The organism is Oryzobacter telluris (assembly GCF_043099285.1).
In the GTDB taxonomy this organism is placed as follows: domain Bacteria; phylum Actinomycetota; class Actinomycetes; order Actinomycetales; family Dermatophilaceae; genus Oryzobacter; species Oryzobacter telluris.
Genome location: NZ_CP170723.1, coordinates 1,190,787 through 1,203,968 on the forward strand (window position 1 = coordinate 1,190,787; position 13,182 = coordinate 1,203,968).

A 13,182-nucleotide genomic window follows, 5' to 3' on the forward strand; every position below is an offset into this window, starting at 1 on the left:
GTCAGACCCAGTCGACCTCGGCCGCGGGGCTGCCTGCCGCCAGTCTGGCGTATCCGGGGCCGCGGTCGAAGAACGGCTCCTCGCCGCGCGCCGCGCGACGCTCGGCCCGCAGCGCGTCGGACGCCGCGACGTCGATCACCGGCTCGTCCTTCGTGCCGCTCGCGACGACGGCGTAGTCGGTGCGCGCGCCGTCGAACGACACCTTGCCCCACCGCAGGTCGCGCTCGACCTCGTCGTACGGGCGCTCGAGCGGGTCGCCCCAGCCGCCGCCACCGGTGGTGCGGATGCGGATGACCTGGCCGGCGGTGACCGCCTCGGCGTCGGCGAGGGCGTCGACGACGCGCTCGTTCGGACCGCCGAGGTCGATGGTCACCTCGAACGGGCGCCCCGCCTTGCCGCCCTTGACGCCCCAGCAGGCGAGGATGGAGCGGTCGGCGATGGACATGAAGTTCGCATCCTCGAGCATCCGGATGTGCTTCTCGTAGCCCAGGCCGCCGCGGTGGCGACCGGCGCCGCCGGAGTCGACCGCGAGGCCGAGCCGCTCGACGATGAACGGGAAGCGGCTCTCGGTGAACTCGGTCGGCAGGTTCCGCGAGTCGGGGACGACGTGGATGGTGTCCTCGCCGTCGGCGTAGTACCGCCCGCCGGAGCCGCCGCCGAGCACCTCGCGCATGAGGTAGTCGTTGCCGTCGCGGTCCTTGCCGTAGACGCCGGTGTACCGGATCGTCTCCTGGTCGGCCGGCATCTGCCCGTCCACGGCCTTGGCCACGACCCCGGCCAGCACGCCCAGGAGTCGGAGGATGACGAAGGTGCGCGCGTTGGTCGGCGCCGGGTAGATCGGCGTGAGCAGCGTGCCCTTCTCGGGGAACTTCATCTCGATGAGCGGCACGATGCCCTCGTTGACGTCGAGCTCGGCCATCCGCTCGGGGGTGTCGGCGAGGTTGCGCAGGATGGGCGCGAGCCACTTCTTGAGGAAGTTGCCCCCCACGTAGTCGCCGCAGTGGTTGATCGGGCCCTTGGCCTGCTTGCTCGTGCCGGTGAAGTCGATGATGAGCTTCGGGCCGCCGTCGCCGGGGCCGGGGCCACCGGTCGACACCTTGGTCAGCGTGATCCGCTGGGTGTGCAGCTGCGGCTCGTCGACGCCGTCGTGCTCGGCGTAGTCCTCCCAGACGTAGGTGCCGTCGGGGATCTTGCTGAGGATCTCGCGACGGTAGGTCTGGGTCGTCGCGTCGAGGATGGCGTCGAAGGCCGTCTCGATGGTGTCGCGGCCGTAGCGGGCGAACAGCTCGGACAGGCGGCGCGCGCCCATCAGGCAGGCGGAGCACTCGGCGTCGAGGTCGGCGGCGAGGCTGTCGGGCATCCGGCTGTTGCGGGTCATGATCCGCAGCGCGGCCTTGTTCGGCACGCCGGCGTCCCAGAGCTTGATCGGGGGGACCGACAGGCCCTCCTCGAACACGCTCTGCGCGCCCGACGGCATCGAGCCGGGGCAGGCGCCGCCGATGTCGTCGTGGTGGCCGAAGGCCTGGACGAACGCGACGACCTCGCCCTCGTTGAAGACGGGGACGGTGACGCAGAGGTCGGGGAGGTGGCCGATGCCGCCCTCCGACTCGTAGACGTCGTTGTGGAAGAAGACGTCGCCCTCGCGCATCTCCTCCAGCGGGAAGTCACGCGCGATCGGGTGCACGAGAGCCGAGTACGAGCGGCCGGTGAGCTTGCGCAGCTGGCGGTCGTGGATGCCGGCGCGGAAGTCGTGCGCGTCGCGGATCATGGGGGAGCGCGAGGTCCGCGCGATGGCGGTCTCCACCTCCATCTCGACGGAGGCCAGGGTGCCCTGGACGATCTCGACGAGGATCGGGTCGACCTCGCTGCCGAGCGGGGTCAGCCGGTTGCCGTGCTCGTAGGAGGTCGGGAGGCCGGCCGGGTTGGCCGCGGGGGCCGTGGCGTCGGCGACCGGGGCGCTGCCGGATGTGGCCGGCGGCGCGATGGACTGGCGGATGGTGGGGCCGCACATGGTCAGGCCTCCTTCGTGACGACGAGGTTGCCGTACGCGTCGACGCGCACGGTGAAGCCGGGGTGGATCGGGACGGTCGAGCCGAACTCCTCGACGACCGCCGGGCCGGAGAAGGTGTCGCCGGCGCGCAGGTCGGGGCGCCAGTAGACCTGCGTGGTCACGCGGCCCTGGTCGGCGTCGAAGCAGACCTCGCGCGACGACCGCGGGGCGAGCACCTCGGTGTCACGGACCGCGATCTCGCGCAGCTCGGGGCGGGTGATGGGGCCGACACCGGTGACGCGCAGGTTGACCCACTCGACCTGCTGGGTCGGGTCGTTGCGGAAGTCGTACCCGTACAGCTGGCGGTGCTCGTCGTGGAAGCGGTCGCCGACGGCGGTGACGAAGGCCTCGTCGACCCGGCCGGACCCCGCGGGCACCCGCACCTCGTAGGCCTGGCCGAAGTAGCGCAGGTCGACGGTGCGCACGTACTCGTGGTCCTCGCGGGCGAAGCCCTCGGCGTCGAGCGCGGCGGCCGCCTTGGCCGTGAGCTCGTCGAGGACCTTCTCGACCGAGCCGTGGTCGAGCGAGGAGTGGCGGGTGACGTGGGTCTGCACGTAGTCGTTCTTGACGTCCACGGTGAGCAGGCCGAACGCGCTGACGTTGCCCGGGTTCTGCGGGACGACGACACCGGCGAGGTCGAGGATGTCGACGAGGCGGCAGGCGAGCAGCGAGCCCGAGCCACCGAACGTCGTGAGCATGAAGTCGCGGACGTCGAGGCCCCGCTTGACCGAGACCTGGCGCAGCGCGTTGGCCTGGTTCCACGCGGAGATCTCGAGGATGCCGGTGGCGCAGCGCTCGAGGTCGAGCCCGAGCCGCTCGGCCAGCGCCGCGATGCCGCGGTGGGCGGCGTCGACGTCGAGGGGGATCTCGCCACCGAGCAGGTGCGGGGGGATCCGGCCGAGGACGACGTGGGCGTCGGTGATCGTCGGCTCGGTGCCGCCCTTGGCGTAGCAGAGCGGGCCCGGGTCGGCGCCGGCCGACTGTGGGCCGACCTTGAGCGCGCCCTCGGGGGAGACCCACGCGATGGAGCCTCCGCCGGCACCGACGGTGACGACGTCGATCATCGGGATCTTGCTCGGGTAGGCGCCGACCGAGCCCTCGGTGGTGAGGGTCGGCTCGCCGTCGAGGACGACCGAGACGTCGGTGGAGGTGCCGCCGCCGTCGCAGGTGAGGACCTTGTCGAACCCGGCCTTGCGGGCGATGAGCGCCGCGCCCAGGGCGCCGGCCGCGGGGCCCGAGAGCACCGTGGTGATGGGCTGGTGGACGACCTCGTCGGCCGACAGGACGCCGCCGTTGGACTTCATCACGTAGAACGGGATCGGCCGCCCGCCGGTGAAGCCGTCGAGGCGCTCGTGGATGTTGGTGACGTACCGGCTGACGTTCGGCTTCACGGCCGCGTCGACGAGGGTCGTCATCGAGCGCTCGTACTCGCGGTACTCGCGCAGCACCTCCGAGCTGATGGAGACCACGGCGTCCGGGTGCTCGCGGCGCAGCACCTCGCGCATCGCCAGCTCGTGCTCGTCGTTGGCGTAGGAGTGCAGAAGGCAGACGCCGATCGTCGTGATGCCGCGGTCGCGGAACCAGCGGGCGGCGGCCACGGCGGTGGCCTCGTCGAACGGCCGGATCTCGTTGCCCTCGAAGTCCATCCGGCCACCGATGGTGCGGACGTGGTCGGCGGCGACGATGCGCGGCGGCTTGACCCAGAAGTAGGAGTTGCCGTAGCCGTCGGGCACGGCCTGGCGGGCGATCTCGAGCATGAACTCGTAGCCCTCGGTGGTGATGAAGCCGAGCTTCTCGACCTTGCCCTCGAGGAGCTTGTTCGTCGCGACGGTCGTCCCGTGGCACACGGCGGTGATGTCGTCGCCGCTCGCCCCCATGACGCCGAGGATCTTCTCGATGCCGCTGATGAACCCGTCGGCCGGGTTCGCGGGGGTGCTGGGGGTCTTCGTCGTGACGAGCTCACCGGTGTCCTCGTCGAAGGCGACGACGTCGGTGAACGTCCCGCCGGTGTCGATGCCCACCCTGATCCGTCGCTGCGTCTGCTCGGCCATGTCCACGATCCAACCCCGCCGGGACCCCCGGGGGCGTTGTCAGGATCTGCCGACGGAACGGCGGTTCGCCGTCCATCCTTGCCACCCCGTGGTGCTCGCGGGCCGCCCACCCATCCGCGGGGGCGTCCGCTCCGAACGACAGACAGGACGGTCGCCGATGTGCTGCGGCGACCGTCCCGCCGGCACGTGAGTGCGCCGGTGCCCCGGACCGGCGGGTGGGTGGCTCTGCAGGGAGGCTCACCCACCCGTCTTCCGGGAGGCGGCTCAGGCCGTGGCCGGGGGCTCCGCGTCGATCGCCGCGGCCGCCGGGGCGGCCGCAGGGGCCTTGGCCGGGGCGGACCCGTCGGTGCCCGCACCGTTGGTGTAGCGGGTCAGCAGGGCCTGCAGGTCCATGCCGGTCGCGCTCTTGAGCATGGCCAGCGTCTGGGTGAGGTTGTCGGCCACCTGCCGCGGCAGCGCCGCCGCGCCGTCGGTGGAGATGACGGTGAGCTGGTCGATGGCGGCCATCGGCGCCGCCACCTCGTGCGCCACCTTGGGGAGCACCTCGACGAGCATCTGCAGCACCGCGGCCTCGTTGTACCGGGCGAAGGCGTCGGCGCGCTTGTTCATCGCCTCGGCCTCGGCCGACCCGGTCGCGAGGATGGCGCTCGCCTGCGCCTCGCCCTCGGCCCGGGTGGCCTCGGACTGCGCGACGCGCAGGGCCTTGTCGGCCTCACCGCGGCGGGAACCCTCGATGGCCTCGGCGTCGGCGAGCGCGCTGCGCCGGGCCTTCTCGGCCTCACCGGTGAGGCGGGCCTTCTCGGCGTCGGCCTGGGCTGCGGCGATCGAGGCGGCCTTGCGGGCCTCGGCCTCGGCGATGGCGGCGTTGCGGGCGCCCTCCGCCTCCTGCTCGACGCGGTAGCGCGCGGCGTCGGCCGGCTTGCGGACCTCGGTGTCGAGCTGGCGCTCCTTCAGGGCCGCCTGCCGGACGGCCACCTTCTCCTGCTCGGCGAGGATCGCCTGGTCACGGTCGGCCTGCGCGAGCGGTCCGGCCGCGGCGGCCTGCGCCTGGGCGGCGTCGGTCTCGGCCTTGATCTCGGCCGTCTTCAGCGCGAGCTGGCGCTGGCTGATGGCGATCTCCTGCTCGGCGACGATGCGGGCCTGCTCGGCGGCCTGGCGCGCGTTGGCCTCGGCGATCGCCGCGACCTGGCCCACCTTGGCCGACTCCGGGCGCCCCAGGTCCGAGAGGTAGGTGCCGTCGTCGGTGATGTCCTGGATCTGGAAGGTGTCGAGGACCAGGCCCTGGCCGGTGAGCGAGGACTCGGCCTCGTCGGCGACCCGTTGGGCGAAGGCGGCGCGGTCGCGGATGATCTGCTCGACGGTGAGCGAGCCGACGATCGAGCGAAGCGAGCCCGCGAGGGTCTCCTGGGTGAAGGTCTCGATCTCGCCCTGCTGGGTGAGGAAGCGCTGAGCGGCGGCGCGGATGGAGTCCTCGTTGCCGCCGACCTTGACGATGGCGACGCCGTCGAGGTTGAGCTTGACGCCCTGCCCGGACACCGCGCCGCGGATCTGCACCATGATGCGGCGGCTCGACAGGTCGAGGATGTGCAGGCGCTGGACGAACGGGACGACGAAGATCCCGCCACCCATGACGACCTTCTGGCCGGACAGGTCGGTGGACATCTCGCCGGTCTCGGGGTTCTTCACCTCCTTGCCCTTGCGGCCGGTGACGATGAAGGCCTCGTTCGGCCCCGCCACCCGGTACCTCGAGGCGATGACCAGCCCGAGGAGGACGACGAGGGCGACGAGCCCGAGGATGGCGACCAGCGCGACCGGGATCTCGAACCCGAACATGTCTGCCTGACCTTTCTTGGGCGCCGGGTGGGCGCCAGTGGTGTGAGTGTGCGTGGTGGACGTCGGCGGTGGGTCGCCGGTTCCGCCGGGGCGGAAGGGGTCGTGCGGTCGGTCAGCCCTCGCGGCGGGACACGCGGACCGAGGTGGGGCTGAGCACCGAGGTGACGACGATGGCGGTCCCGCTCGGCAGCGGCTCGTCGGCGCGGGCGTTGAGCCGGGTCATGTGCCCCGACGCCACGACGTTGACCATCCCGAACCCCTCGGCCGGGACGGCCTCGACGACCGTGCCGGAGAGGCCGACGAGTCCCGAGCTGCGCACGGTCGCTTCGTCGCCACCCCTCATCAGGCGCTTGCTCGCCTCTCCCGCACCGAAGCCCACGGCGACACCGGCGGCGAGCCCCGACAGGAGCACGACCAGGCTGGAGGCGCCGGAGTCGGCGACCAGCGCCCCGACGAAGCCGAAGGCGGCGAGGAAGCCCGCGACGGCGAGCCCGGAGAGCAGGTCGGGCCCCACCCCGTCGAGGAACCCGTCGACGACGTCCCCTGCGACGAGGGAGAGGAGGAGCAGCGCGATGCCGATCCCCCCGACGACGAGCAGCGTGGCCTGCATCAGGTCTCCTTCTCAGCCGGCCGCCCTCGTGGGCGGACGCGGGTCCCCCCGGACCCGGTGCCGCGAGCCTAGACGGTCGCCGTTCCCGCGCACAGGGACTTCACGGGAACGGGAGTCCGACGCGGGGCTGGTTCGAGGTGATGTCCGACCGTCTCCGGGTCGTTCATCACCTCGACCCGGCGACCCGCGCGCCGGGGTACTGGTCAGGACCCGTGCGCGGATGGGACGGTGTGGTCGTGTTCGGTGACGCGGCGGCCTACGAGCGGTACATGGGCCGCTGGAGCACGGTGCTGGCGCCCGGGTTCGTCGATGCCGTCCTCGGCACCTCCGCGTCGGCCTCGCCCGCGAGCGTCATGGACGTCGGGTGCGGCACGGGCAACCTGTCGGTCGAGCTGCTGGCCCGCTGGCCGCTCACCCACGTCGTCGCCATCGACCCCTCCCCGGCCTTCGTCGCCACGGCGCGGGAACGCCTGACACCTGGTCGGTCCCGGGTGCTGGTGGGCTCGGCGATGCAGCTGCCGGAGGCGCCGGCCTCGGTGGACGCCGCCCTGGCGATGCTCGTCCTCAACTTCCTGCCCGACCCGGTGGTGGGGGTCGCCGAGATGCGGCGGGTGACCCGGCCGGGCGGAGTCCTCGGGGCGGCGGTGTGGGACTACGGCGGCGGGATGGCGATGCTGCGCACCTTCTGGGACGCGGCCGCGCACGTCCACCCCGACGCCGGGGCGGTCGACCAGGCGCTCGACCGGCCGGCCCGCGACGGCGGCCTCGAGGGGCTGTTCACGGACGCCGGGCTCGTGGACGTGGCCGGCGGGCTGCTCGAGGTCCCGATGCACTTCCCGACCTTCGCCGACTACTGGGAGCCGTTCCTCCTCGGCATCGGGCCCGCGGGCGACCACGTCCTCGGCCTCGACGACGCCGGCCGCGAGGCGCTGCGGGCCGAGCTGGCCGCCCGGCTCGGCGACGGTCCGATCGAGATGACCTCGACCGCCCGCTGGGTCCGCGCCACCGTCCCGGCATAGACCCCGACTTCGTGCGACTTCAGTGCGGTTCGGTGGCCCGGGACCCCGAAGAACCGCACCGAAGTCGCACGGAGTCGACGAGAAGGCGGCCTGCTCGCGTTCAGGCGTGGGGGAAGGACGTCTTGGCGGGGCCCTCGAGCTCCTCGCGGTGGTTGCGGATGAGGTCGAGGTTGCGGTCGCGCAGGTGGTCGAAGCCCTGGCTGATGTTCGACCCGGGCGTCAGCGACGAGAGCGCCTCGGCAGGGTCGAGCCGGGCCGAGACCCAGCCCTCGTGGGTGGCGGCCTTGGCGACGATGTGGCCGATCGGGGTGACGACGTGGCTGTTGCCGAAGTACAGGACCCCGGCCGGGTCGACCCCGACCGCGTTGGCGCCGATGACGTAGACGTGGTTGTCGTAGGCGCGCGCCCGGGAGGTGAGCTCCCAGACGTCGGCCGAGCGCAGCAGCGCCGACGGGCGGCAGATGACCTCGGCGCCCTGCACGGCCTGGATGCGCGAGAGCTCGGGGTAGTCGCCGTCGAAGCAGATGATCATGCCGATGCGGCCGAGCTCGGTGTCGCACACCGTGACCGTGTCGCCCGGGGTGACCCAGCCGCCGCCGGACACGGCCTCGGAGCAGAACGGGTGCGTCTTGCGGTAGATGCCCAGCACCTCGCCCGAGGGCGCGATGAGGACCGAGGAGTTGTAGACGACCTCGGGGGTGGGGCCGCGCTCGTAGGTGCCGGCGACGAGGTGGATGCCCAGCTCGGCGGCGACGTCGCGCAGCGGTTCGATCACGGCGCCGGGCAGCTCGGAGACGAGCTCCCACAGCTCCTCGGTGGGGATGCCGGGGGTGAAGCCCGTGGTCGCCGACTCCGGGAGCACGACGAGCTCGGCCCCGGTCGCCTCGACGCAGCGCCGTGTGAAGTCGACGCACTTGTCGAGGTTGGCGGCGACGGACGCGGCCGTGAGCGGCCCGGGCACCGGGGCGATCTGGACCGCGGCAGCGGTGAACGCGCGCATCAGCTCCTCCTCCCGATCCGGGCGCCGAGGGCGACGCCCGCCAGGGCAAGGATCCCACCGACGAGGACGCCGAGGGCGAAACCGGCCCCGGAGTCCAGGCCGAGGTTGGCCGTGGCCGTCGCGCTCGCGTTGCGTCCCGCGTAGACGGGCGCGCCGCCCGCAGCCGGCGCCGCGGCACCGGTCGCCGAGGGCGCCGCCACCGCCACCCGCTCACCGGCGATGTCGCGGTCGAGGGCGGTGAAGAACTGGCCGGCCATCTTCTTGGTGACGCCCGCGAGCATCCGCTGGCCGACACCGCCGATGGCGCCGCCCACCGACGCGTCGGCGTCGTAGCTGAGGTCGGTGCCGCCCGCGGCCGAGGGCGCCAGGCGCACCTTGACGTCGGCGTCGATGGTGCCGGGGGCACCGGCGCCGGACGCCTTCATCGTCAGGGACGACGGGGTGACCTTGTCGGAGAGGGAGACCTCACCGGCGTAGGTGCCCTTGATGGCCGCGACGCCGGCGGTGACCGACATGGCGTAGCGGTCCTCGCCGAGGGTGGTCAGGGTCTCGCAGCCGGGGATGCAGCGGGCGAGGACCGCGGGGTCCTGGATCGCCTCCCAGACCTTCTCGACGGGGGCGTCGAGGGTGGAGCTGCCGGAGATCTTCATCGCGAGCCTTCCTGCGCGGGAACGGGGTTGGGGTCGTTGGTGGCCGCCGAGTGGGTGCGCCGCAGCTCCCAGAGCTCGGACGGGCTGATCGGCATCGAGCGGATCGGGAAGCCCTCGGCGTCCTCGAGGGCCGAGGCGATGACCGCGGTGACGGGGATGGTCCCGGCCTCGCCGGCGCCCTTGATGCCCAGCGGGTTGAGCGGGCTGGGCGTCTCGAGGTGGTCGGTCTCGACGTGGGGGACCTCGGAGGCGTAGGGGATGAGGAAGTCCATGAACGAGGCGTTGAGCAGCTGCCCCGACTCGTCGTAGGCCATCCGCTCGTAGAGCGCGCCGCCGATGCCCTGGGCGACACCGCCGTGCACCTGGCCCTCGACGATCATCGGGTTGACCATGACGCCGCAGTCGTGGACGACGCAGTAGCGCAGGATCTTGATCTCGGCGGTCACCGGGTCGGTCTCGACGATCGCCGCGTGCATCCCGTTGGCGAAGGTGGCCTGGGTGGGGGAGTAGAAGTCCTGGCCCTCCAGGCCCGGCTCGTCGTCGTCGGCGACCGGCGGCTTGTCGGGGTCGAAGGTCCCCGCGAACTGGGTGGCCGCCTGCGCCGAGGCGTCGAAGGCGTACCGCAGCGGGTTCGACATCACGGCGACGGTGGACAGGTCGATGTGGGGGCCGTCGGGCGTGCCCTTCACCGAGATGACGCCGTCCTCGATCTGCAGGTCGTCGGGGGAGACCTCGAGGGCGTCGGCGGCGATCCGCAGCGCCTTGGTGCGCACCACCTTCGCGGCGAGCGCGACGGCGTTGCCCGACATCACGGCACCGCGGGAGGCGAAGGTGCCCACCGCGTAGGCCATCCGGCGGGTGTCGCCGGTGGTGACGTGGACGTCCTCGATGCGCACGCCGAGCTCGTCGGCGACGATCTGGGCGAGGATCGTCTGGTGGCCCTGGCCCTGCGTGGTGAGGCCCGTGGCGACGTTGACCCGCCCGCTCGTCTCGACCTGGACGTGCCCACCCTCGTACGGACCGACGCCGGTGCCCTCAACGTAGCAGCCGATGCCGAGCCCGACCTTGCGGCCGGCGGCCTCCGCCTCACGGCGGTACTGCGCGAAGTCGTCCCAGCCGACGAGCGCCTTGAGCTTGGCCAGCGACGCCGGAAAGTCGCCCGAGTCGTACTTGAGCGGGCGGCCGTCCTGGAACATCAGCCCGTGGTCGTACGGCATCTCGTCGGGCTGGATGAAGTTGCGGCTGCGGACCTCGGTGCGGTCGAGCCCGAGGTGGGCCGCGATCGCATCCATCGTGCGCTCCATCGCGTAGCAGCCCTGGGGGCGGCCGGCGCCCCGGTACGGCGTCACGAGAACGGTGTTCGTGTAGAGCGACCAGAACTCGACGCGGTAGGCGCCGGGCTTGTACGGCCCGAGCAGCTGGGTGGCCGTGATGATCGGGACGATGATGCCGTACGGGGTGTAGGCGCCGTTGTCGTGCCAGAAGCGCACGTCGAGGGCGAGCAGCCGGCCCTCGTCGTCGAAGCCGACCGTGACCTCCTGCACCTGCCCGCGCTCGTGGGCGCTGGAGACGAAGTGCTCGCGGCGGTCCTCGGTCCACTTGACGTCACGGCCGAGGTTGCGGGCCGCCCACGGGACGAGCACCTCCTCGGGCCACGGGTGCATGATCTTGACGCCGAAGCCCCCACCGACGTCGGGGGCGACGCACTCGACCTTGGCGAGCGGCATCCCGAGCTTGGCGGCGACGGCGGCACGCACGCCGGTGGTCGTCTGGGTGGAGGAGTACAGGCGCAGCGACTGGTCGTCGGCGTCCCAGCGGGCGTAGACGCCCTTGCCCTCCATCGGCATGCAGGCGCTGCGCTCGATCTCGAGCTCGAGGGTGAGCCGGTTCGGCGCCCCGGCCATCGCCGTCTCGACGTCGCCGACCTCCTGGAGCAGGTGGGCGCTGACGTTGTCGGGGACGTCCTCGTGGACGAGCACCCCTGCGTCGCGGGCCTTCTCGATGCCGACGACCACGGGCAGCGTCTCGTAGCGCACCCGGATGCGGGAGGCGGCGTCCTCGGCGACGTACCGGTCGCGGGCGACCACCATGACGACGGCCTCGCCGACGTGGTTGACCTCGTCCTTGGCCAGGCAGTACCCGACCCGGGGGTGGGTGAGAGCGGGGTGGGGGATGAGGACGGGCAGCGGCTCGGCGACCCGGCCGGTGAGGTCCTCCCACGTGTAGATGGCCTCGACGCCGTCGACCTCCCACGCGTCGTCGATGTCGACGTCGACGACGCGGGCGTGCGCGTGCGGGCTGCGGACGAAGGCGGCCTCGAGCGCGCCGAGCCCGAGGTCGTCGAGGTAGCGGCCGTTGCCGGTGAGGAGGCGGGGGTCCTCGCGGCGCTGGACCTTCTCGCCGAACTGGCGGGTGCTCATCGCGACCCCCCACCCTCGTACCCCGGCACGGGGTCGACGAGCTCGACGAGGCCGCGGCGGATCTCGGCGGCACGACCGACGGCCTTGACGATGTTCTGGTAGCCCGTGCAGCGGCAGAGGTTCCCGGAGATGGCCTCGCGGGCCTCCTCCTCGGTGGGGTCGGGGTTCTCCTCGAGGTACGCGGTGATCGTCGTGACGAATCCCGGTGTGCAGAAGCCGCACTGGAGGCCGTGGCACTCGGCGAAGGCCTGCTGCACCGGGCTGAGGTGCTCGGGGTCGTGGCCGATCCCCTCGACGGTGGTGACCTCGTGCGCCTGGGCCGAGACGGCGAACATCAGGCACGACCGCATCGGCTGGCCGTCGACGAGGACGGTGCACGCGCCGCACACGCCGTGCTCGCACCCGACGTGGGTGCCGGTGAGGGCGAGGTCGTGGCGCAGGAAGTCGGAGAGCAGCCGGCGGGCGGGGGCCTGCGCGGTGCGCGGCACCCCGTTGACCCGGATGGTGACGTCGTGCAGCTGCTCGGTGACGGGCTCGCTCACGCCGCCCCCTCCTCGTCGTCGTGGATGGTCGTCGCGAGGACCCGGCGGGTCAGCTCGGCGGCGAGCATGCGGCGGTAGTCGGCGGTGGCGTGGATGTCGTCCTCGGGCTCGACGTGCGAGCGCACCAGCTCGTCGACGTCGGTGGGGACGGGCGCGCCGACCTCGAACCCGGCCAGCGCCGGGGTGAGGTCGAGGACGGTGGGGACCGGGGTCACCGAGACGAACGCGGCCCGCGCCGAGCGCACGACCCCGCCGTCGACCTCGACGGCCACGGCCACGCCCGCGAGGGCGTAGTCGCCGTGCCGGCGGGCCGACTCGGTGAAGCCGGTGCGGGTGCCGGGGGCGAACCGGCCGAAGCGCACGGCCTCGACGAGCTCGTCGTGCTCGAGGGTGGTCTCGAGGGGGCCCTCGAAGAAGTCGGCGGCGGCGATCTCGCGGCGCCCGCGCACGCTCACGGCCTCGACGACGCCACCGGTGAGCACGGCCACCGACGGCATCTCGCCGGCGGGGTCGGCGTGCGCGATCGAGCCGACCGTGGTGCCGCGGTTGCGGATGGCCGGGTGGGCGACGTTGCGCAGCGCCTGGCGCAGGAGGGGGTTGGCGGCGAAGGCCCCGTCGTGCCGCTCGAGGCCGGCATGGCGCACGAGGGCGCCCACGCGGACCCACCGGTCGCTGACGTCGACCGACGCCAGCCCGTCGACGAGGTTGATGTCGACGAGGTGGCCCGGGCTCGCCAGGCGCATGTTGAGGACCGGGACCAGGCTCTGCCCGCCAGCGAGCACCTTGCCGTCGTGGCCGACCTGCGCGAGGACGGCGACGGCCTCCTCGACGGTGCGAGGTGCGTGGTGCACGAAGGGTCCGGGCTTCATGCGTCGATCATGTCCACTGTGGTCTCCGAGCGGTAGGGAGCGCGTGCCAACACTGCCCCGTGGGGTCGTCAAAGAGTGCCAAAGGCACCACGGGACGGGCGGCGGGGGGTGGGCCGGGAACGGCGGCGGCCGGCCCTC

At 72.7% G+C, this 13,182-nt stretch carries 10 protein-coding genes; 1 reads left to right on the top strand and 9 read right to left on the bottom strand.

The features are described 5' to 3' along the window. Position 1 precedes the first annotated feature (1 nt). The 4 genes from ACFLFB_RS05415 to ACFLFB_RS05430 form a co-directional block, all read right to left on the bottom strand. A complete protein-coding gene (locus ACFLFB_RS05415; RefSeq protein WP_392544683.1) occupies positions 2-2,011 on the bottom strand; it encodes a hydantoinase B/oxoprolinase family protein in 2,010 nt (669 codons plus the stop codon). A 2-nt stretch (positions 2,012-2,013) separates the two neighbouring features. Then, positions 2,014-4,101: a hydantoinase/oxoprolinase family protein gene (locus ACFLFB_RS05420; protein ID WP_392544684.1), complete on the bottom strand. Its 2,088-nt coding sequence runs from the start codon at positions 4,099-4,101 to the stop codon at positions 2,014-2,016. Between the two features lie 264 nt (positions 4,102-4,365). After that, positions 4,366-5,934: a flotillin family protein gene (locus ACFLFB_RS05425; RefSeq protein ID WP_392544685.1), complete on the bottom strand. Its 1,569-nt coding sequence runs from the start codon at positions 5,932-5,934 to the stop codon at positions 4,366-4,368. A 112-nt stretch (positions 5,935-6,046) separates the two neighbouring features. After that, complete coding sequence (locus ACFLFB_RS05430; protein WP_392544686.1) at positions 6,047-6,544, bottom strand: hypothetical protein; 498 nt, start codon at positions 6,542-6,544, stop codon at positions 6,047-6,049. A gap of 236 nt (positions 6,545-6,780) precedes the next feature. Here ACFLFB_RS05430 and ACFLFB_RS05435 point away from each other — a divergent pair, with 236 nt between their 5' ends. Next, positions 6,781-7,563, top strand: a complete 783-nt coding sequence (locus ACFLFB_RS05435) for a class I SAM-dependent methyltransferase (RefSeq protein WP_392544687.1) — start codon at positions 6,781-6,783, stop codon at positions 7,561-7,563. Positions 7,564-7,663: 100 nt separating this feature from the next. Here ACFLFB_RS05435 and ACFLFB_RS05440 read toward each other — a convergent pair whose 3' ends face one another. The 5 genes from ACFLFB_RS05440 to ACFLFB_RS05460 are packed head-to-tail and all read right to left on the bottom strand — an operon-like array spanning position 7,664 to position 13,044. Further along, complete coding sequence (locus ACFLFB_RS05440) at positions 7,664-8,563, bottom strand: carbon-nitrogen hydrolase family protein (protein WP_392544688.1); 900 nt, start codon at positions 8,561-8,563, stop codon at positions 7,664-7,666. Further along, positions 8,563-9,213: a carbon monoxide dehydrogenase subunit G gene (locus ACFLFB_RS05445; RefSeq protein ID WP_392544689.1), complete on the bottom strand. Its 651-nt coding sequence runs from the start codon at positions 9,211-9,213 to the stop codon at positions 8,563-8,565. The genes ACFLFB_RS05440 and ACFLFB_RS05445 overlap by 1 nt, the downstream gene beginning before the upstream one ends. Further along, positions 9,210-11,633, bottom strand: coding sequence for an aerobic carbon-monoxide dehydrogenase large subunit (gene cutA, locus ACFLFB_RS05450; protein ID WP_392544690.1), 2,424 nt, complete (start codon positions 11,631-11,633; stop codon positions 9,210-9,212). The genes ACFLFB_RS05445 and cutA overlap by 4 nt, the downstream gene beginning before the upstream one ends. Beyond that, positions 11,630-12,175, bottom strand: a complete 546-nt coding sequence (locus tag ACFLFB_RS05455) for a (2Fe-2S)-binding protein (RefSeq protein ID WP_392544691.1) — start codon at positions 12,173-12,175, stop codon at positions 11,630-11,632. The genes cutA and ACFLFB_RS05455 overlap by 4 nt, the downstream gene beginning before the upstream one ends. Beyond that, complete coding sequence (locus tag ACFLFB_RS05460; protein WP_392544692.1) at positions 12,172-13,044, bottom strand: FAD binding domain-containing protein; 873 nt, start codon at positions 13,042-13,044, stop codon at positions 12,172-12,174. The genes ACFLFB_RS05455 and ACFLFB_RS05460 overlap by 4 nt, the downstream gene beginning before the upstream one ends. Between the last annotated feature and the right edge of the window lie 138 nt (positions 13,045-13,182).